Origin of the sequence: Rhizobium sp. BK060 (assembly GCF_014193145.1) — a bacterium.
Lineage (GTDB): Bacteria > Pseudomonadota > Alphaproteobacteria > Rhizobiales > Rhizobiaceae > Rhizobium.
The window spans coordinates 25,038-45,018 of record NZ_JACHYW010000009.1 but is presented as its reverse complement, the minus strand read 5'-3'; the positions used below and the strand labels follow the sequence as shown (position 1 = coordinate 45,018).

The following is a 19,981-nucleotide window of genomic DNA, read 5'->3' as shown; positions in this document are numbered from 1 at the left end:
GAAAATGCCCATGTCCCCGCTCCTCGCAAAGCCACGCCGTATCGTTCGAAAACCGGCTCCGCCCGAGACGCGAACGCTTGAAGTGGCCGGCCGCCGGATGCCGCTGACAATCAAGCAGCACGAGCGGGCAACCCGCATCACCTTGCGCATCGAGCCAGGCGGACGAGCCCTGAGGATGACGATCCCGAGCGGGTTGGCGCAACGTGAAGTGAACGCCTTCCTCGACCGCCATCAGGGCTGGCTACTCACCAAACTTGCCAAATTCTCGAGCGACTGTGGCCTGCGGGACGGTGGCACCATTCTAATTCGTGGCGCATCTCATCGTATTCACCACACCGGCAGCCTTCGCGGCCTGACGGAAGCGATCGTCGTTGATGGCAAGCCGGTGTTGAAGGTCAGCGGCATGCCTGAGCATCTCGGCCGCCGGATTGCCACGTTCCTGAAGAAGGAAGCGCGGGCCGATCTCGAGAGGCTGGCAACACTGCATGCCCGCTCGATTAATGCGCCGATCAGGTCGATCGCCGTGAAGGACACCCGCAGTCGATGGGGTTCCTGCTCGTCGGAGGGAAACCTGAGCTTTTCCTGGCGTATCATCATGGCGCCGCCGTCCGTCGTCGACTACCTGTCGGCCCATGAAGTCGCGCATCTCAAGGAGATGAATCATGGACCGCGCTTCTGGGCGCTCTGCAAAAAGCTCTGCCCGCACATGGAAGAGGCGAAGGCCTGGTTGAAGCGCCATGGCAGCCAGCTTCATGCCATCGATTTCGAGTGACGTAAGGCTTCTAAAATTCAGCTTTTGTCGCGATTTGGCTCGACTCCAATCGCATTTCGTGTCACTTCGCTGCCATGAAACCGGATATCAAAATTTGCGGGCTGAAGACGGCTGAAACAATCGATCGCGCCCTCGCGCGGGGTGCCACGCATATCGGCTTCATCTTCTTTGAGAAGAGCCCTCGCTACGTCGAGCCCGACATTGCCGGCAAGCTTGCGGAGCCTGCCCGCGGCAAGGCCAAGATTGTTGCTGTCCTCGTCAATCCAAGCAACGACGATCTCGATGAAATCGTAGCGCTCCTTAGACCCGATATCCTGCAACTGCATGGCGACGAAAGCCCCGAGCGCGTTCTGACCATAAAGGCGGTCTACGGGCTACCTGTCATGAAGGCGTTTTCTGTGCGGACGGCCGATGATCTGAAGCGGGTCGAGGCCTATATCGGCATTGCCGATCGCTTCCTCTTCGATGCGAAGCCGCCGAAAGGATCGGATTTGCCCGGCGGCAACGGGGTTTCCTTCGATTGGAGCCTGCTCACTTGGCTTGACGACAATGTGGATTACATGCTTTCCGGTGGCTTGAACAAAGGTAACATTGCCGAGGCGCTTGCCATTACGAAGGCGCCGGGGATCGACGCTTCCTCCGGTGTCGAAAGCGCACCCGGCGTCAAGAACGTCGCAATGATCGATGAGTTTTTCGATGCGGTCGAGAGGGCCAATCAACCCGAAACGGCCTCAGGGAGTTGAGAGTGAACCAGACGCCAAAACCGAATTCCTTCCGCTCCGGCCCCGATGAAGACGGCCGTTTCGGTATCTACGGCGGCCGTTTCGTCGCCGAGACGCTGATGCCTTTGATCCTCGACCTGCAGGACGAGTGGAACAAGGCGAAGAACGATCCGGAATTTCAGGCTGAACTGAAGCATCTCGGCGCTCACTATATCGGCCGACCGAGCCCGCTCTATTTCGCCGAGCGCCTGACGGCTGAACTCGGTGGCGCGAAGATCTACTTCAAGCGCGAGGAGCTGAACCACACCGGTTCACACAAGATCAACAATTGCATCGGCCAGATCCTGCTTGCCAAGCGCATGGGCAAGACCCGTATCATCGCTGAAACCGGCGCCGGCCAGCATGGCGTTGCATCTGCGACCGTCGCCGCCCGCTTCGGTCTCCCCTGCGTTGTTTACATGGGCGCGACCGATGTCGAGCGCCAGGCGCCGAACGTGTTCCGCATGAAGCTGCTCGGTGCCGAAGTGAAGCCCGTGACTGCCGGCCACGGCACGCTCAAGGACGCCATGAACGAGGCGCTGCGCGACTGGGTCACGAACGTCGACGACACTTACTACTTGATCGGCACGGCTGCCGGCCCACATCCCTATCCGGAAATGGTCCGCGACTTTCAGGCCGTCATCGGCACCGAAGCCCGTGAACAAATCTTGGAAGCCGAAGGCCGCCTGCCGGATCTCGTCATCGCTGCCGTCGGCGGCGGTTCGAACGCGATCGGCATTTTCCATCCGTTCCTCGATGACGAGGGCGTCAAGATGGTCGGCGTCGAGGCCGGCGGCAAGGGCCTCGACGGCGACGAGCACTGTGCCTCGATCACCGCGGGTTCGCCGGGCGTTCTGCATGGCAATCGCACTTACCTGCTGCAGGATGGCGACGGTCAGATCAAGGAGGGCCATTCGATTTCCGCGGGTCTCGACTATCCCGGTATCGGCCCCGAGCATTCCTACCTGAACGACATCGGCCGTGTCGAATATGTACCGATCATGGACCATGAGGCGCTCGAAGCCTTCCAGACGCTCACACGCCTCGAAGGCATCATTCCGGCGCTCGAGCCATCGCACGCTCTGGCCGAAGTCATCAAGCGCGCCCCGAAGATGGGCAAGGACGAGATCATCCTGATGAACCTCTCCGGCCGCGGCGACAAGGACATCTTCACTGTCGGCAAGATTCTGGGAATGGGTGAGTAAGTCATGACCGCACGTATGGATAAACGCTTCGCCGATCTGAAGGCGGAAGGCCGGCCGGCACTCGTCACCTATTTCATGGGCGGGGATCCGGACTACGAAACCTCGCTCGGCATCATGAAGGCACTCCCCGAAGCTGGCTCTGACGTCATCGAGCTCGGCATGCCGTTCTCCGATCCGATGGCCGATGGCCCGGCGATCCAGATGGCGGGCCAGCGCGCTCTGAAGGGTGGCCAGACGCTGAAGAAGACGCTGCACCTTGCCGCCGATTTCCGCAAGACCGACGACGCCACCCCGATCGTGATGATGGGATATTACAACCCGATCTACATCTACGGCGTGGAGAAGTTCCTGGACGACGCGTTGGCAGCCGGCATCGACGGGCTCATCGTCGTCGACCTTCCGCCGGAGATGGATGACGAACTCTGCATTCCCGCCCTCAAGAAAGGCATCAATTTCATTCGTCTCGCAACACCGACGACCGACGAGAAGCGCTTGCCGACCGTTCTGCGGAACACCTCCGGCTTCGTCTATTACGTCTCGATGAATGGCATCACCGGTTCGGCCCTGCCGGACCCCTCTCTCGTGTCGGGTGCCGTCAAGCGCATCAAGCAGCACACCAATCTGCCCGTTTGTGTCGGTTTCGGCGTGAAGACCGCCGACCACGCAAAGGTCATTGGCAGCTCGGCGGATGGTGTTGTTGTCGGCACCGCAATCGTCAATCAGGTGGCAACGAGCCTCACCAAGGACGGGAAGGCGACCGCCGATACCGTCCAGGCCGTCGCCACGCTTGTTCGTGGATTGTCAACGGGTACACGCTCGGCGCGCCTTGTTGCTGCCGAATAGTTTCCCCACATTGGCAAGAGTCAATCAGGAGTTTTCGACTTGAACTGGATCACCAACTACGTCCGCCCCCGCATCAATTCCATGCTGGGCCGCCGCGAAGTGCCGGAGAACCTCTGGATCAAGTGCCCGGAAACGGGTGAGATGGTTTTCCATAAGGATCTGGAAGACAACAAGTGGGTCATTCCGGCCTCCGGCTATCATATGAAGATGCCGGCGAAGGCTCGCCTTACCGATCTTTTCGATGAGGGCGTCTTTGAAGCGCTGGTACAGCCGAAGGTCGCGCAGGACCCGCTGAAGTTTCGCGATTCAAAGAAATACACCGATCGCCTTCGCGACAGCCGCATCAAGACCGATCAGGAAGACACGATCGTTGCCGGCGTCGGCAAGGTTCGCGGTCTGAAGCTCGTCGCTGTCGTCCATGAGTTCAACTTCATGGGCGGTTCGCTCGGCATTGCTGCCGGCGAGGCGATCGTCAAGGCATTCGAACGTGCCATCGCAGAGAAGTGCCCGCTGGTCATGTTCCCGGCTTCGGGTGGCGCTCGCATGCAAGAAGGCATCCTGTCGCTCATGCAGCTGCCGCGCACGACCGTTGCAGTCGACATGCTGAAGGAGGCGGGGCAGCCTTACATCGTTGTTCTGACGAACCCGACGACCGGCGGCGTCACGGCGTCTTACGCGATGCTCGGCGACCTGCACCTGGCCGAGCCCGGCGCGGAGATCTGCTTTGCCGGCAAGCGCGTCATTGAGCAGACGATTCGCGAAAAGCTTCCGGAAGGCTTCCAGACGTCCGAATACCTGCTGGAACACGGCATGGTCGATATGGTGGTCAAGCGCCACGATATTCCGGATACGCTGGCACGTGTCTTGAAGATCCTGACGAAGAAGCCGGCTGCGGCGCTTTCCAAGGAAAACAGCGGGACGCTCGCGATAGCCGCGAGCGCCTGATCAAACCAATCACAGGCGGGTTGAGCGATGATACCCAGGGGCCAGGCCGCAGTGAGTGAAGCAGCGCAGGAAATCGACAAGCTCATGGGATTGCATCCCAAGGGCTTCGATCTTTCCCTGGATCGCATCACACGGCTCCTTTCCATCCTCGGTGATCCGCAGACGAAGCTGCCGCCCGTCATCCATGTGGCAGGCACGAACGGCAAGGGCTCCGTGACGGCGTTTTGCCGGGCGTTGCTTGAGGCTGGCGGTTACAGCGCCCATGTCCATACCTCTCCGCATTTGGTCAACTGGCACGAACGCTACCGGATCGGCGTCAAGGGTGGCCGTGGGCAACTCGTGGATGATGCCGTTTTTGCAGAGGCGGTGCGGCGCGTCGCGGCCGCCAATGACGGGCAGAAGATCACCGTTTTCGAGATCCTGACGGCCGTCACCTTCATACTGTTTTCAGAGCATCCGGCCGATGCCGCCATTATCGAGGTTGGCCTCGGCGGCCGTTTCGATGCGACGAACGTCATTTCCGATCCCGCCGTCTCGGTCATCATGCCGATTTCCTTGGACCACCAGCCCTATCTCGGGGATCGGGTCGAACTGATCGCGGCCGAAAAGGCCGGCATCATGAAACGTCGTTGCCCGGTGGTCATCGGCAAGCAGGAATACGATGCCGCACTCGACGTTCTGATGTCGACCGCCGAACGGTTGAACTGCCCGACCGCCGTCTTCGGCCAGGATTATATGGCACATGAGGAATATGGGCGCCTCGTTTATCAGGATGAGTTCGGTCTCGCCGACCTGCCCTTGCCGCGCCTTCCGGGCCGTCACCAATATGCCAATGCCGCTGCCGCGATGCGTGCCGTCAAGGCTGCGGGCTTCACGGTGACCGAAGCGATGATGGAAAAGGCGCTGCTGTCGGTCGAGTGGCCGGGTCGCCTTCAGCGTCTGAACGAAGGACACCTGATGGCCAGTGCCCCGGCCAAGGCAGAAATCTGGGTTGACGGCGGCCACAATCCCGGTGCAGGCGAGGTCATCGCCGAAGCTATGGCAAATTACGAGGAAAGGCAGCCGCGGCCACTCTTCCTGATCATAGGCATGATCAACACCAAGGATCCGGTTGGATACTTCAAGGCTTTCAAGGGATTGGCGGAGAAGGTCTATTGCGTGCCGATTCGCGGCAGCGAGGCGATGATAGACCCGGTCATCCTGGCAAACGCCGCCTACGATGCGGGTCTCGTCGCAGAACCGATGTCGACTGTCAGTGACGCGTTGGAGGCAATCAAGGAAGGCGCCTTTGAACAGGCCCATCCGCCGCGCATCCTGATAGGCGGCTCTCTTTATCTTGTAGGCGATGTGCTTGCTGACAATGGCACGCCTCCGAAATAAAAAAAGCCCGGTCAAATGCCGGGCCTCTTCGTATCTGCTTATGGGTAAATTAAGCGGCGCTTGAGATCCAGCTCGAAAGAGCGGTCTTCGGGGCAGCGCCAACCTTGATGTCAGCAACTTCGCCGGCCTTGAATATGGCGAGTGTCGGAATGGAACGAACGCCAAACTGGGCGGCGAGTTCCGGGTTCTCATCGATGTTGAGCTTGGCGACTTTCACCTTGCCCTGAAACTCGATGGCGAGTTCTTCGAGGCTGGGGGCGATCATCTTGCACGGGCCGCACCATTCAGCCCAGAAATCGACGACGACGGGTTCTGCGGATTCCAGAACTTCCGACTGGAAGTTGTTGATATCGACTTTTACGGTAGCCATAGGCTGCTCCTTTACGGATTCCTGTTGAAACACATGTGAGCGTGCGGTGCGGGCATTTCAATGCCCGGTATTTCACTTTGTCTCAAGTTGCGCAAGCGCCGAAGCCAAAGCGTCCGGCGTCAGCGTGTGAACGGAGCCGTTTTCGGTATAAACGAGCACGCAATCGATACGCCTGCCAGGGTAGAGCGGTGCCAGGATTTCACGATAGATGGCAAGCTGCGCCTTGTGGGCAAAAGGGATCGCCTCTGCCGTCTGCGGCGGGACACGATTGGTCTTATAGTCGAGCACCACGACGCGCTCGTCGAAGACTGCCATTCTATCGACGCGACCCGAAACAGCGTGGTCGACTCCGCCGATCGTCAGCGTGCCCATGACCGAGACTTCCGCCTGTGCATGGGTTGAGAATACGGATTCGAGGCTCGGGTCCCGCAATAGTTTCACCACCGAATCGACCAGTTGCTGTCGTTCCGCTTCCGGCCAGAACGGCGCGGCACGCTTGGTGTAGCGCACAGCCGCATCCGCCTGTTCACCACGCGGCACATCCGGCAGCGTCTGCAGCATGCGGTGGAGAAGCCGCCCCTTCTCGAGCGAGCGATCCGGCTTGCCTTTTTCGGCGAAAAGCGGGGAGGCGATGAGGAGGTCATCGGCACCATCATCAACGATAGTTCCGACGCCGGACGGGCTAAGCGGGCGAGGCAGTTGTTTGCGCGGCGGCAGCGGCCTGTCCAGGCTGGGCGGGATCGACTCTTGCCTGGCGGTCTGTTGGATGCGTCCGAGCCGTTCAAAGCTTCGCTCCACCCGCGGAACTCTCCATTTGATTCCAGCCCAGCTATCGTCCGGTCCGGAAAATGTCGCGGCCGACACATGCGGATGACTGTCCGTCATCGCGGCGGAAATCATCGCATGCCAGGTGTCGGTGTTGGGCCGAATTCCCCGGTAGCCGCAAACGGTCAGCCGGTCGGCGGCCCGGGTCATTGCGACGTAGAGCAGCCGTCGATACTCCTGTTCTGCCAGCGATTGGATACGCGTCGCATCGGCTTGGGTCAGGGAGTTGCTGAGATCGCCGAGGGGAACCCAGGCCGGCATGGGCGGTTCGCCCTGTTCCTGCTCAAGTAGCCGAAGTTTTGGCATGTGCGAGGCCGTGAAGGCCTTGGACCCGCCGTCGACCAGGAACACGATCGGTGCCTCAAGACCCTTTGACGCGTGCACGGTCATGATCCGGACTTCGTTGCGACCCTTGTCCTGCTCACGTTTTACCTCTGGTGCTTCGATCTCAAGCGTTGAAATGAAGGACTGTAGGCCGGGTAGGCCCGCGCTTTCGTGGTCGAGCGCGAATGTCAGGAATTCATCGAGAATATCGCTGACCTCGGTTCCGAGCCGGGCAAGGAATTGTCGTCGCCCGCCGTGGCATCCCAGAACGCGCGCATAGAAGTCATGGACCGACAGGCTCTTAGATTCATCTAGGAAGAGCTTGAGGCGAGTGACGGCCGTTTCGAAGCGCGCGCTGCCGTCGGCGGCGAACTTCTGAACGTGAGCCCAGGCAGTCTCGCCCTCCGCGCGAAGGGCGGCGACTGCGAACACGTCGTCTTCGCCCAGATCGAGAAGCGGGCTCTTCATGAGCGCAGCCAAGGAGAGGTCATCTTCGGGCAATAGCAGGAAGCGGCCGAGCGCCATCAGGTCCTGCACTGCGATGTGGCTCGTCAGGCGCAGGCGGTCGGCGCCGGCAACCGGTATGTCGCCGCGTCGCTTCAACGCACGCGTCAGTGCGTTGACGAAGGCGTCGCGCTTGCGTACCAGCACAAGGATATCGCCGGCCTCGATCAGCCGCTCCTTGCCCTTCTCGACGATGGTTTCCTTGCCGACAAGATTGCCGATCGTGTGGGCAATGCGACGCGCGAGAACGGATGCCGGGGCGCTCTCCGGCGTGGCGTCAAAAGGTGCGGTCCAGTCCTCCTCCTTTATCGTCACCTCAGGCGCAACCATCTCCCAGAGGTCGACCGCGCCGGGGTGGCCGATGCGGTTGGAACGGTGAACCACGGGCTCGCCCGTCGCGCTCAGCCCACGAGCGTTCTCGGCCGGCGTGAAGATATGATCGACGGCGGCGAGCACATCCGAGGTCGATCGGAACGAGAGCGGAAGCCGCACCGTCGAGAAGGCAAGCCCGCCCTGGGAGACGCGCCGGCGCGTCTGCTGGCTTTCCTCCGAGAAGCGTTCGGGACGGGCGCCCTGGAACGAATAGATAGATTGCTTTTCGTCGCCAACGGCAAAAAGCGTCCGGACCGCATTGCGGGCACTTTCGCCGGAAAAGAAATCCGCCGCCAGCGACTGGATGACGCTCCACTGGATCGGGCTCGTATCCTGTGCCTCGTCGACGAGAATATGGTCGATACCCTGGTCGAGCTTGTAGTGGATCCACGGCCCCACGTCGCTCTTGTTCAAGAGCTCGGCCGTTCGCGTTATCAGATCCTCGAAGTCGAGTTGGCTGCGCTGCTTCTTGAGGTCGTCGTAGTCCTTGTTAAGACGGTCGGCGAGAATGAGTGCAGCACGCGTTGCCTCGTACATGCGCGCCGTTTTCAACCGATCCCGGCACAGTACGACATGCGCTCGCGCCGCTGCCACGGCGTCGATGAGCTCCGGCGCTTCGCTCGACATCGCCTTCACGAGAAACTGCGAATCCGTCTTCGGTTCTCCCTTGCCTGTCAGAAAGATTTTCTCCAGCAGCGAAGCGCGTCGCGCAGAGTCGCGCTCGCGCACCAGCGACCGTAGGCCAGCCGCAATTTCGTGCGCCTTGGCACCGCCATTTTGGTCAGCGACGTCCAAATACCGGTCGAGGACACTGCCGGTCAGGCCAGGAAGCGGCCAATACTCCTCGGCGATTCCAGTCGCCGTGTCATTGGCGGAAAGGCGAAGCTTCTTGCGCAGTACCACATCGAGGCCACCCTTGCGTTCCGCATCTTGCGTAAAGGCGCGGATTGCATTGCGATTGGCGATGATCTCTTCCAGCAGATTTTCCAGGCCCGACTCATCGCCAAGGTTGAGAACATAACCAAAGGCCTCCGCGAGCGCTGGGTCGTCCTCTGGCGTCGTCGCGGTGAGGAGGAACCGTCGTGCATCCGCGAGAAGCGTTGCGGCTGCCCGATCGTCGAGCACGGAGAAGTGCCCGGCGACATTGGCTTCCAGCGGAAACTGGTGCAGCAGGGCCTCACAAAATGCGTGAATGGTCTGGATCTTCAGGCCGCCCGGTGTCTCCAGCGCTTTGGCAAAAAGCCGCCTCGCTTCCGCGCGCTTTCCCGCGTCCGGCGCCTTGCCCTCGATCCGCGCAATGCGTTCTTCAAGTTCTTCATCTGGCAGGACGGCCCACTCTGAGAGTCGTTCGAAGACGCGGTTCGACATTTCCGAGGCTGCCGCCTTCGTATAGGTCAAGCACAGGATTGCTGACGGACGTGCTCCGGCAAGCAGCAGCCGAATGACGCGCTGCGTCAGCACATGCGTCTTTCCGGAGCCGGCATTCGCCGAAACCCAGGCCGAGCGTTGCGGATCGGAAGCGATCGATTGCTGGATGGTCGTCCAACTCGTCCAGGCGAGGGGATCGTCGTCCTCGGGCAATGTTGGTTCGTCATTCATCGCCGGCTGCCTCATCGCTCTCTGCGGCTGACCATTCGGAAACGCGCGCCAGATGATCGTAATCACCGCCGAAGTCGAACTGTTGTGCCGGCACAAGCCGCGAGGTGAAGCCCTTCTCGCCCGACTGCAGAAGCGCGACAAACTTTATCAATTGATCGATCGAGTCCGCGCCCAGATCCATCGCCGACTTCGCCTTATCGTTCCTGGTCGATGTCTCGTTGTTAACGGTATCGACCTTGAAGCGATCTCCCGGCCGCAGACGCACATAGAGAAGATCCTGCGGAACCAGACTACCCGCGTCCCGGAAGGCGCCGGCATGGAGCGCGGCCGCCTCCAGCGCCAATTGGGGATCGAGAAGGGCGCGCGCCTGCGCCGGAGAGGGATTGTGTCCAGTCTTGTAGTCGATGATGTCGGCGGTGCCGGTTCCGGTGATGTCGATCCGGTCGGCGACGCCGCTCAGGCGGACATTGATGGGCTCCAACTCGACACCGCCACGCACCTCCGTCAGCGTTCTTCGAATGACCGGTCGTCGCTGCGCCTCCCACTCGAGAAAGGCACGGGCAACTTCCCGGAAACGCGGACGCCACACCGCATCGATGTGCGCGGGGAGCTGCTGCGTATCGAAGAGCTCGGTCAGAATAATCTCCATCGCCGTTTGCGCTGCCGGTGTTCCGGCAACGTGGCCTTCGCGTACGAAGCGGTCGATGATCTTGTGATAGAGCGTTCCGCGTTCCGCAGCGCCAGGGTCTCGGTTGAACGGAGCGACCGGATCGAGGCGTAAAACGCGGCGCGCATAGATCGCATAGGGGTCACGACGCAGGCGTCCGACCTCGCTGAACGAGTACGACTTCGGCTGCATTTCCCGCGGTGGCGCCGGACTTGGACGGTGCGCGGTCGCCTGGCGGTCGCCTTGGTCGATCAGGTTTGCCCAATGCACGAAATTGTCGCCGCGACCCTTGAGTTCGGCTTCGAACACCTTTCCACCGAAGGCAAGCAGTCGCTGCAACCACCGCGACGCGACCGTCGGCGTCGACCCTTGCCTGAGCGCGCGCGAATAGATGAGATGGCGCGTGCCATTGGCCATTTCGAAATCGTGCGCCAGTTGACCGATTCGCCGCTCCGGCGGCTCCAGGCCAATCTCCGTCTTCATCGTGCGCGAGACGAACGGGTTATTGGACGTTTGTCCAGGCCATGATCCTTCGTTCAGCCCTCCCAGGATGAGCGTATCTACGCTCTGGAGACGTGCTTCCAACGTGCCGAAGATGAACAACCTTGGATGGCTCAGTGCTCGTGGCTTTGCCGCCTGACCCGCCAAGAGTGCCGCGATGATATCGATCCACTGCGGACCGTCGGCGTCGATCTGCCCCTCGGTTTCGATGACTTCGCCGAGCATTGAAGCCAACGCGTTGCCAGCCTCGCCCGACCAGAGTGCCGCAAGGCAGCCACGCTCGTCGCCGACCGCTGCCTCCAGCGCGCGCCCGGTACGTCTTGCCCAATCGGAAAGCGCAAAGCTGGTCGTCAGGCCGCGTTCTTCTGGCAAGCTTCGGACAAGCGCGGAGGCCAGTGGTTCGGTGGCCGTAGCAACCCGGCGGGCCAGCGCGCGCGCGCGATCGACGGCATCGACCGGGAGCGCTTTACGCCATTGCGGCGCATGACGATCCAAGGCGTGCTCCGCCAACTGTTGTTCAAGAAGCGGCTCCAGCGCTGCGATGTCGACATCGGCGACGCCACCTCGCAGCGCCAGCAGCTCGAGTGCCGTTACCGCTTCGACAAGCGCGCTGCGCTCCAGTCCGAAGTGTGCCAACGGATGCTTGAGCAAGCCGACAATGGCGACGGGATCACCCGGGCGAAGCGTTGCCTCGAGCAGCAGTTGCAGCAATGTTCCCTGCGGTGTCGCGGAAAGCGGCGTGCCCGCGGAGTCATCCGCAATGATGCCGAAGCGTGACAATTCAGTGGTCACGCGGCGCGCCAGATTCCGATCAGGGGTAATCAGTGCCGCTCGGCTCTCGCCATCCTTGCCGGGCCGTTCGAGTGCCAGGCGGAGCGCGATGGCAATGGCAGTGGCCTCCTCTCGCTCATTGCCCGCTTCGATCAACGAGACGTCTGCAAATGCTGAAGAAATGGCAGTATCGGGCAGCCTTGCCTTCCAGGCGCCCCAATCACTGGTGGCTTCAGCCGGCGAGAGGGCATGCGATAGGATTTCGCTGCGCCGCCGTAACTCCTCGGCGGGCTCTGCCAACGACACTACGTCGTCGCGAGTAAGGCTAAGCCGTTTCAGAAGTTGAGCGAGGCCGTATTGCGAGTGGCTGCGGCTTGCTGGATCCGCGGGATGACTTTTCTGATCTTCTGGCGCCACCATTCGCCAATGTTCTTCCGGCATAGTGAGATCGAGACCTGGCAGCACGACAACGCCGTCCTGAAGATTGGCCACTGCCGCAATCAAGTCGGCCGTCGCCGGCACCGAGCCCGTCGATCCTGCAATGATAATGGGTCCCATCGGCGGGACCGTCGCAAAGCGATTTGCTTCGGCACGAAGGATGGCGTTGCGATGCCTTGCGGGAGACGATTTGCCGAGCTCGTTCAGTCTTTCCGGCCAGAAGGCGCTGGCGATCTGCAGGAATTCGGAGGTCAGCTGCCACCAGAGCGCATAGTCTTTCGCGTTCAATCGAGACAGTTCGGTCCAATCCCGATCCTCGGTCTCGATGGCGTCGATCAATTCGGCAAGATTGCGCGCAAGCCAAATGGCGTCGGCCGGGCTCGCGGGAGCGACGAGCGGCGAATCGGAGTGGATGCTGCGCACGATCTCCGGCAGCCTGTTTCGCCAGGCAAGAATGAGGCGCGCGAGCTCCAGCAGGCGCGCAGTGTTCGATAGCGGCTGGGCAAGATCCAACGTCGCCGGCAGGGCTTCATCGAAATACCCGCTGTCGTCGTCGGTTTCGCCGAGCGGGCGGATGACCGGCAAGATTGCCGATCGCCCGCCAAGAAAGTCGACGAATTCGGAGCGAAGGACGCGTGCAGCACGTCTCGTCGGCAGATAGATGGTGACCTTTGAAAGCGACAGAGGGTCGTCGGGATCATACCGAAAACGGGGCGTCAATCTGCCGTCACAGAGGCCTTCCGCAAGGGTCTTCAGGAAAGGAAGCCCTGCTGGGATGGTCAAAATCCTTGGCCGGTGCTGCTCGGCCATCCGTCATGCAAACGTCCGGTAGCGCCGGATCGTTTCCTCCGCTTCGCCGATTGCCTCGGGCGTGCCGACGGTAAGCCAGTGTCCTTGGAGCACTGTGCCGTAGAGCCGTCCCCGAGAGATCGCCTTGTCGAAATAGAGATTGAGGTTGAACGGATCGGCCGGAGCGTCATCGAGGAACGATGTGTCCATGGCGATCGCGCCGGCGTAAACGACCGGGCTCGGCCCGGAATCGGCAAAGCGCGTCAAACGGCCATCCTTGGCCATGTTGAAATCGTTCTTGCCGTTGTGCCCGGTGGTATCTTCCAACTTCACGCAAAGCATGGCCATGTCCATGCTTTGTGGTTGAAAGAATCCGGCTAAACGTGTCAAGTTGCTCGGAACACCGGGACGCTCTCCGATCCAGAAAAGGTCGGCATTCGTGACGAAGACCTTGCCGGGAGCAAGCAGCTTCAGGCCCTTTGCAAGCCCACCGCCGTTGTTCATCAGCTTCTCGCGCTCGTCGGAGATAATGATCTCGAGGCCTTTGTATGAAGCCAAATGAGCCAGCATCTGGTCGACGTGGTGATGAACATTTACCACGGCCCTTTCGACACCGGCTTCCACAAGCGAATCCAACGCGTAATCGATCATCGCCTTACCGTCGATCTTCACGAGCGGCTTCGGGATGGTGTCGGTGATTGGCCGCATGCGGGTTCCAAGACCTGCAGCGAGAACCATGGCTTGCTTGATGCTCATCTGATCCGAGAAATTATGATTCGTCTGGCACTATTCCAGCCCTTACGAACCAGTCGCGCAAGGGGGCAAGCGTTTCGTGTTTCAACGCTACCGAAAGATAGGAGAGCGTGCGCGGCAGATGCTTCATGTAGCCGGGCTTTCCGTCCCTCTGCATCAAGCGAACCCAGAGGCCGGCAAGCTTGCAGTTGCGTTGCGTCGACATGATTGCCCAACTCTTCAGGAAGCGGGCCTCGTCGAATCTCCCCTGTGCTCTGCGCAGCGCTAGGTAGTCATCCATCAACTGCTGGAACAGATCGGGCGCGATTGTGACGCGCGCGTCTTGTGCGATCGAAGCGAGATCGTAAGCCGTGGGGCCGATCATCGCATCTTGGAAGTCGATCAATCCGACGCGCGCAATGCCCGTCTCGTTCTCTCGCCAGATGATATTCGGCGAGTGAAAATCACGAAGGAGAAGCCCCTTTTCGGAGGTCTCCAATTCGTCGATGAGCCCGTCCCAGATGGCGAGGTATTCGTTGCGCTCTGCATCGCTGGCAGCAGTGCCCCCGCGCCGCCACGGGAGATGCCAGTCGAGAACGAGGCGCACTTCCATCTTCATCGCCGTTCGGTCGAAGTCCGGGATGTGGTGGACATGGCTATCCGTGACGCGGATGTCCTGTGGGATTGTCAGCGAATGGAGATGCGCTAGGCAAGCGACGCTTGCCCGGTAGCGATCGCCGATGGGCTGGCCTTGCGTATCCAGAACACCGCCGGTGCCGAGGTCCTCCAGAAGCAGAATGCCTTGGTCGTAGTCGACCCGGTAGACCTCGGGTGCGGCAAAGCCCTCTTGTCGCAGCACATTCGCAATGGCGACAAAGGGATAGGCATTTTCCGCGATATGCGCGACTTTCGGATATGGCTTGCCGTCCAAGACCGGCGGTCCTTCCGGAAGCGGTGGCCAGTCCATCAGGATACTTCGCGTCCCATCGTCGGTATAGACGGCCTCGTAGGCTCGAAGAGAGGCGTCGCCTGTCAGAAAACGACGCTTCGCGCCGGGATATCCCGCGTCAACAAGGAAATCACGTATGGCAAGGACCCGACGGATTCGCGCGGTCTGCTTTTCCGGTGCTGCAATGGTCACACGACGCCCTTGGCCCTCGTGCTCCAGCTTCAGTGCGATCCGGTCTGCCGGCAGCTCGTCGCTCGCCATCTCAGGCCACTCCACCAGACAGATGCCGTCGTGGAGTGCTTCATCGAAGCCGAGTTCTGTCAGTTCGGCCGGATCGCTGAGACGGTAGAGATCGAAATGCGCGACGGGTATGCGCAGGTCATAGGCCTGCACTAGGGTGAAGGTGGGGCTTGGCACCTCAAGGTCGTCGTCAGCCGCCATCGCGCGAAGGAACGCACGGGCAAGTGAGGATTTCCCAGCGCCAAGGTCGCCCGAAAGGGCAAGGCAGTCTCCCAGCTTCAACGCCAGCGCCAAATCCTCCCCAAAGCGGATTGTTTCCGCTTCATCCTTCAGGAAGAGAGAAATGACAGGAGTACGCGCCATTATTCGGCTGCGACGGATGTCGGGAGATCGACCGAAGGAATCCGGCAGGTCACGATCGTGCCCTTGCCCGGCTGGCTGTCAATGGTGACCGTCCCATGGTGAAGACTGACGAAGCTGTCGACGATCGACAGTCCGAGCCCGGCGCCACCTCTCTTGCCGCTCTTTGCGCCAGTCGAGAACCGGTCGAACACGTTGGCGATCATGTCCTGCGAAATGCCGGGGCCGCGATCGCGTACGGAGAAGACAAAATCCGTCCCCTCGCGTCTGCACTCGAGCGAAATCGACGAGCCTTCTGGAGAGAAGTTGGATGCGTTGGAAAGCAGCTTCACAAGGATCTGCTTCAGTCTCTGCGGATCGGCAACGAGCGATCCCAGATGTGCTGGAGCGGTAATCTCGAGCGTCACGCCGCTTTCCTGAAGCCTGTCGGCGATCTGCATCGATACGTCGTCGAGCAGATCTCCAAGATCGATCGGCGAGTAATTGAGCCGCATGATCCCCGCGTCGACCGTGGCAAGATCGAGGATGTCGTTGACCAACGTCAGCAGGACTGAAGAGGAGGTGGAGATGTGATCGATGTATTCCGCCTGCCGGTCGTTCAGCGGTCCGAGTCCCGGCGTGCGCAGCAGATCGGTGAAGCCGATGATGTTGGTCAGTGGCGAGCGCAGCTCATAGGAAACATGCTGGACGAAGTCGTTTTTGAGCTCGTCCGCCTTGCGCAGCGCTTCGTTCTTTTCCGTCAGGGCGCGCTCGGCTCGGACGCTGTCGGTCATGTTGACGAAAGTCAGCATCGTCTGTGCATTCGGCAACGGAATGACGGCGTAGTCGAGCACGAGACCTGAGAACAGCTCGAGCGTTCCCTGGCTGGAGCGGCGCTCGTCGTCGAAGCTGGTGATCAGCTCTGCAAAGGTCTTCCATCCGTCAGGACGATCATAGGACTGAGAGCATGCCTCGCCAAGGGCGCGGATATGCGTGCTGGGTTTTGCCTCGGCCTCAGTGATTCCCCAGAGTGCGCGGAATGCGGGGTTTGAGAGGCGAATGCGCCCGTCCGGCCCAAAGACAGCAACACCTTCCGAGAGATGGTCGATCGTCTCGCCTTGAACCTTGAGCAGCGTATTGTAGCGTGTCTCGAGGTCGACCTGTTCGGTTAGGTTCTCGAACACCCAAGTGGCGCCGCCCTGCGGATGCGCTGTCGCAAAGACCCGCAGTGTCTGGCCGTTCGGCAAGTGCCAGAGGTCTGACTGAGTATCGAGCGCCCGGTAGACCGAAAGCGCTGCTTCCTTCCAGGATTTCCAGTTCAGTTGGTCTGGCAGCTTCTTGGCCGCACGCAGGCGCTCCAGCAGTTCCGCATTGTCGGGGCGCCTCTCGAGGAAGGCGATGTCCAGCTCCCAGAGGGAGACGAAAGCCTGGTTGTAGAACTGTAGCCGACGTTCGCCATCGAAGATCGCCACCGGCGTTGCGAGATGATCGAGTGTTTCGGCGTGGCTTTTCAGCGTCCGCTCCAATTCGGCGCGAACAGCTTCGATGCCGGAAACGTCGACGGCTATGCCGGCGGAGCCGCTTGGGACTTTCACATCGACAACGTCGAAGAAGGTGCGGTTGCCACGCACGACGGTCGAGATCTTGTCGTGGAATGGCGATTCGGTCGTCGCCGTGGCGCGGATGCGCTCGCGGGCAACCGTGGTCAGGAACTCGCGTCCTTCACTGACCGCCTGCTCCGGTGTCGGGGCCTCGACGGCTTCGCCATAGGCGTGATTGACCCAGGTCAGCCGCCCTTCGGTATCACGCTGCCATGCCGGCAGATCGATTGCATCGAGCATGCCCTGGAACGCTGAGATCGACGACAACAGCCTGTCCCGTTCGATCTTGAGCTCGGCAAGTTCGGCACGAAGATTGTTCAGTGCGACAAACCGGACGAATGCCCGACCGCCGGAAACCCGGCCTTGCGCTTCAAGGATTTCCTCGCGGTGGGTTTCAACGACCATGTCGAAGCTGTGGGCTGACCCGCGCAGGCCGTCGATCGCGTGCTCGAGCTCGGATGCAGAGCGGGACTTGAGCCACAGGCCGAAAGCAAGGAATTCGCCGTCCTGCGGTGCCCCGGTTTCAGCTGGAAGCTGACCGATAAGCTCAGGACGCTCATTGCCATTCCAGATTACAATCCGGCGATTCTTGTCGGCAATCAGCGCCTGATACTGCGAGATCCGCTGTTGCGCGTCCGAGAGGGCGGAGCGGATTTCACGGCTTTCGCTTTCGAGGTTGCCGCGCTGGCGTACAACCCAGAGAGTTGAAAGCAGCGCGGCGGAGATTACGCCGATGACGACGGAGAGGCCGACAACCTGCGACGAGGTGAAGAGATGCGCGGATGCGATAGCCTCGGCCTCGACCTGCGCGAAAACCGGTGGCGCAATCGATGCGATTGCGGTGCCAGCGGCAAAAATCCGCGCCACACGAGCCAATATTCCTGGCTTCTCGGCGACGGTCTTTGAACTGTCGACAGGTTTCCGTTCACCTGAATAGAGCGGGCAGGAGCCAGCGTGAGCGCCGTTCTCCGCCTGTTCGACCAGGCTGTGCATCATTTCCGACATGCGCGGTATGTCTCCGTCCTTTAATGTGCCGCATCACGACAAGACATCCCATTTTCGAAGCAAACGGACACGTCCGTGGCCACGAATCGAGTGTTAAAACAATACTTCGGAAGGGAATCGGCGGGAAGGTGTGTGCCAAAAAATAAGGGCGCCGCATTTGTCAATGCGACGCCCCCTAGATGTTGTGGATATCAATCTGACGGTTAGTATCTGTAGTGGTCGGCCTTGAACGGACCTTGCGGCGTGACGCCGATATAGGCCGCCTGTTCTGCAGAAAGCTGCGTCAGCTTCACGCCGAGCTTGTCGAGATGCAGGCGTGCAACCTTTTCGTCGAGGTGCTTCGGCAGGATGTAGACCTGGTTCTGGTACTGCCCGGGCTTGGTAAACAGCTCGATCTGCGCCAGCGTCTGGTTGGTGAACGAAGCCGACATGACGAAGGACGGATGACCCGTGGCATTGCCGAGGTTGAGCAGGCGGCCTTCGGAAAGAAGGATGATGCGATTGCCCTTCGGGAATTCGATCAGGTCGACCTGCGGCTTGATGTTGGTCCACTTCAGGTTACGCAGCGCCGCAACTTCGATTTCATTGTCGAAGTGGCCGATGTTGCCGACGATCGCCATGTCCTTCATCTGACGCATATGGTCGATGCGGATGACATCCTTGTTGCCTGTTGTGGTGATGAAGATGTCCGCCGACGACACGACGTCTTCAAGCGTGACGACTTCGAAACCGTCCATGGCTGCCTGGAGCGCGCAGATCGGATCGACTTCCGTGACCTTGACGCGGGCGCCGGCACCCTGAAGCGAAGCGGCCGAGCCCTTGCCAACGTCGCCATATCCGCAGACAACAGCGACCTTGCCGGCCATCATCACGTCGGTACCACGGCGGATGCCGTCGACCAGCGATTCCTTGCAGCCGTACTTGTTGTCGAACTTCGACTTGGTGACGGAATCGTTGACGTTGATCGCTGGGAAGGGCAGGAGGCCCTTCTGGCTGAGCTGGTAGAGGCGGTTGACGCCTGTCGTGGTCTCTTCAGTCACGCCCTTGATGGCGTCGCGCTGCTTTGTGAACCAGCCCGGCGATGCGGCCAGACGCTTCTTGATCTGTGCGAAGAGGATTTCTTCCTCTTCGGAATGCGGGTTTGACAGCACGTCCTCGCCGGCTTCAGCTCGTGCACCGAGCAGGATGTACATCGTGGCGTCGCCGCCATCATCAAGGATCATGTTGGAAAGGCCACCGTCAGCCCACTGGAAGATCTTGTCGGTGTAAACCCAGTAGTCTTCCAACGACTCGCCCTTGATGGCGAAAACCGGAACGCCGGCAGCAGCGATTGCGGCTGCGGCATGATCCTGCGTCGAGAAGATGTTGCACGAGGCCCAGCGGACTTCGGCACCGAGTGCGACGAGCGTTTCGATGAGAACAGCCGTCTGAATCGTCATGTGCAGCGAACCGGTGATGCGCGCGCCCGTGAGCGGCTTTGCTTCGCCGAATTCGGCACGGCAGGACATCAGGCCCGGCATCTCGGTTTCTGCGATCGTGATTTCCTTGCGGCCGAAGTCCGCGAGGCCGATGTCGGCGACGACATAATCTTTTTCAGTGCTCATTGGGTTCTCCAGGCTGAAAAGCGGCTCAAATTCGAAAGCGCACGTGCATGCGCCAGATAGCGTCCACGCGGCATGCGCAGCTATGGTGGCCGTTTAGCAGGCTTCTATGGCGAAGGCAATAATGATATAAAGAAGTCTTTATATGTTTATATGAGCCGCGAGGGGCTCACATTTCCTCGCCGAACCGGTTCTGGATCAGCTCGTCCAGCGCGTCGAGCGCCTGTGCTGCCTGGTTACCGCTGGCGGAAACAAGGACGCTGGAACCGGGGCTTGCCGCCAGCATCATCAATCCCATGATCGACGTTCCGCCGACCGTCATTCCGTCTTTCGACACAGTGATGGCGGCATCGAAATTCTCCACCAGCTGAACGAACTTTGCCGAAGCGCGTGCGTGCAGTCCGCGCTTGTTGATGATCAGAATTTCTCGGGAGAGTGCCGTCATGGG

The 19,981-nt window shown here is 60.5% G+C and carries 14 protein-coding genes; 6 read left to right on the top strand and 8 right to left on the bottom strand.

Annotated features, from left to right (window positions below):
- Window positions 1-10 precede the first annotated feature (10 nt).
- The 6 genes from FHT71_RS11910 to FHT71_RS11885 all read left to right on the top strand — a co-directional run bounded on the left by FHT71_RS11910 (window position 11) and on the right by FHT71_RS11885 (window position 5,906).
- Complete coding sequence (locus FHT71_RS11910) at window positions 11-772, top strand: M48 family metallopeptidase (RefSeq protein ID WP_132592348.1); 762 nt, start codon at window positions 11-13, stop codon at window positions 770-772.
- Between the two features lie 74 nt (window positions 773-846).
- Window positions 847-1,515, top strand: coding sequence for a phosphoribosylanthranilate isomerase (locus tag FHT71_RS11905; protein ID WP_132592346.1), 669 nt, complete (start codon window positions 847-849; stop codon window positions 1,513-1,515).
- A 2-nt stretch (window positions 1,516-1,517) separates the two neighbouring features.
- Complete coding sequence (gene trpB, locus FHT71_RS11900) at window positions 1,518-2,738, top strand: tryptophan synthase subunit beta (RefSeq protein ID WP_007798065.1); 1,221 nt, start codon at window positions 1,518-1,520, stop codon at window positions 2,736-2,738.
- Window positions 2,739-2,741: 3 nt separating this feature from the next.
- Window positions 2,742-3,581 carry a tryptophan synthase subunit alpha gene (gene trpA / locus FHT71_RS11895; RefSeq protein WP_132592344.1) on the top strand — a complete coding sequence of 280 codons (840 nt, stop codon included), beginning with the start codon at window positions 2,742-2,744 and terminating at the stop codon, window positions 3,579-3,581.
- Window positions 3,582-3,620: 39 nt separating this feature from the next.
- The gene (gene accD / locus FHT71_RS11890) at window positions 3,621-4,526 is read left to right on the top strand and encodes an acetyl-CoA carboxylase, carboxyltransferase subunit beta (RefSeq protein WP_132592342.1); all 906 of its coding nucleotides are present in this window, start codon (window positions 3,621-3,623) and stop codon (window positions 4,524-4,526) included.
- 27 nt (window positions 4,527-4,553) lie between these two features.
- On the top strand, window positions 4,554-5,906 hold the full coding sequence (locus FHT71_RS11885; RefSeq protein ID WP_007798055.1) for a folylpolyglutamate synthase/dihydrofolate synthase family protein: 1,353 nt from the start codon (window positions 4,554-4,556) through the stop codon (window positions 5,904-5,906).
- A 49-nt stretch (window positions 5,907-5,955) separates the two neighbouring features.
- Here FHT71_RS11885 and trxA read toward each other — a convergent pair whose 3' ends face one another.
- From trxA to FHT71_RS11845, 8 genes are all read right to left on the bottom strand, one after another.
- Window positions 5,956-6,276, bottom strand: a complete 321-nt coding sequence (trxA, locus tag FHT71_RS11880; protein WP_007798054.1) for a thioredoxin — start codon at window positions 6,274-6,276, stop codon at window positions 5,956-5,958.
- A gap of 72 nt (window positions 6,277-6,348) precedes the next feature.
- Entirely contained in the window at window positions 6,349-9,900 is a 3,552-nt protein-coding gene (addA, locus tag FHT71_RS11875) for a double-strand break repair helicase AddA (protein ID WP_183719739.1), read from the bottom strand.
- Window positions 9,893-13,087: a double-strand break repair protein AddB gene (gene addB / locus FHT71_RS11870; RefSeq protein ID WP_183719737.1), complete on the bottom strand. Its 3,195-nt coding sequence runs from the start codon at window positions 13,085-13,087 to the stop codon at window positions 9,893-9,895. The genes addA and addB overlap by 8 nt, the downstream gene beginning before the upstream one ends.
- A 3-nt stretch (window positions 13,088-13,090) precedes the next feature.
- Window positions 13,091-13,822 carry a nucleotidyltransferase family protein gene (locus FHT71_RS11865; protein WP_007798046.1) on the bottom strand — a complete coding sequence of 244 codons (732 nt, stop codon included), beginning with the start codon at window positions 13,820-13,822 and terminating at the stop codon, window positions 13,091-13,093.
- Between the two features lie 13 nt (window positions 13,823-13,835).
- Window positions 13,836-15,350, bottom strand: coding sequence for a tRNA (adenosine(37)-N6)-threonylcarbamoyltransferase complex ATPase subunit type 1 TsaE (gene tsaE / locus FHT71_RS11860; RefSeq protein WP_132592336.1), 1,515 nt, complete (start codon window positions 15,348-15,350; stop codon window positions 13,836-13,838).
- On the bottom strand, window positions 15,350-17,932 hold the full coding sequence (locus tag FHT71_RS11855; protein ID WP_132592334.1) for a PAS domain-containing sensor histidine kinase: 2,583 nt from the start codon (window positions 17,930-17,932) through the stop codon (window positions 15,350-15,352). Before FHT71_RS11855 ends, tsaE begins: the two co-directional genes overlap by 1 nt.
- A gap of 203 nt (window positions 17,933-18,135) precedes the next feature.
- The gene (ahcY, locus tag FHT71_RS11850) at window positions 18,136-19,536 is read right to left on the bottom strand and encodes an adenosylhomocysteinase (protein WP_132592332.1); all 1,401 of its coding nucleotides are present in this window, start codon (window positions 19,534-19,536) and stop codon (window positions 18,136-18,138) included.
- A 166-nt stretch (window positions 19,537-19,702) separates the two neighbouring features.
- Window positions 19,703-19,978, bottom strand: a complete 276-nt coding sequence (locus FHT71_RS11845) for an HPr family phosphocarrier protein (protein ID WP_007798031.1) — start codon at window positions 19,976-19,978, stop codon at window positions 19,703-19,705.
- Window positions 19,979-19,981 lie beyond the last annotated feature (3 nt).

Excerpts from the sequence above, each read along its gene's own strand:
- trpA (WP_132592344.1), top strand. The coding sequence starts at position 2,742 with ATGACCGCACGTATGGATAAACGCTTCGCCGATCTGAAGGCGGAAGGC.
- FHT71_RS11885 (WP_007798055.1), top strand. The coding sequence starts at position 4,554 with ATGATACCCAGGGGCCAGGCCGCAGTGAGTGAAGCAGCGCAGGAAATC.
- FHT71_RS11855 (WP_132592334.1), bottom strand. The coding sequence starts at position 17,932 with ATGTCGGAAATGATGCACAGCCTGGTCGAACAGGCGGAGAACGGCGCT.
- FHT71_RS11865 (WP_007798046.1), bottom strand. The coding sequence starts at position 13,822 with ATGAGCATCAAGCAAGCCATGGTTCTCGCTGCAGGTCTTGGAACCCGC.
- addB (WP_183719737.1), bottom strand. The coding sequence starts at position 13,087 with ATGGCCGAGCAGCACCGGCCAAGGATTTTGACCATCCCAGCAGGGCTT.
- FHT71_RS11845 (WP_007798031.1), bottom strand. The coding sequence starts at position 19,978 with ATGACGGCACTCTCCCGAGAAATTCTGATCATCAACAAGCGCGGACTG.
- FHT71_RS11910 (WP_132592348.1), top strand. The coding sequence starts at position 11 with ATGTCCCCGCTCCTCGCAAAGCCACGCCGTATCGTTCGAAAACCGGCT.
- trxA (WP_007798054.1), bottom strand. The coding sequence starts at position 6,276 with ATGGCTACCGTAAAAGTCGATATCAACAACTTCCAGTCGGAAGTTCTG.
- FHT71_RS11905 (WP_132592346.1), top strand. The coding sequence starts at position 847 with ATGAAACCGGATATCAAAATTTGCGGGCTGAAGACGGCTGAAACAATC.
- addA (WP_183719739.1), bottom strand. The coding sequence starts at position 9,900 with ATGAATGACGAACCAACATTGCCCGAGGACGACGATCCCCTCGCCTGG.
- tsaE (WP_132592336.1), bottom strand. The coding sequence starts at position 15,350 with ATGGCGCGTACTCCTGTCATTTCTCTCTTCCTGAAGGATGAAGCGGAA.
- ahcY (WP_132592332.1), bottom strand. The coding sequence starts at position 19,536 with ATGAGCACTGAAAAAGATTATGTCGTCGCCGACATCGGCCTCGCGGAC.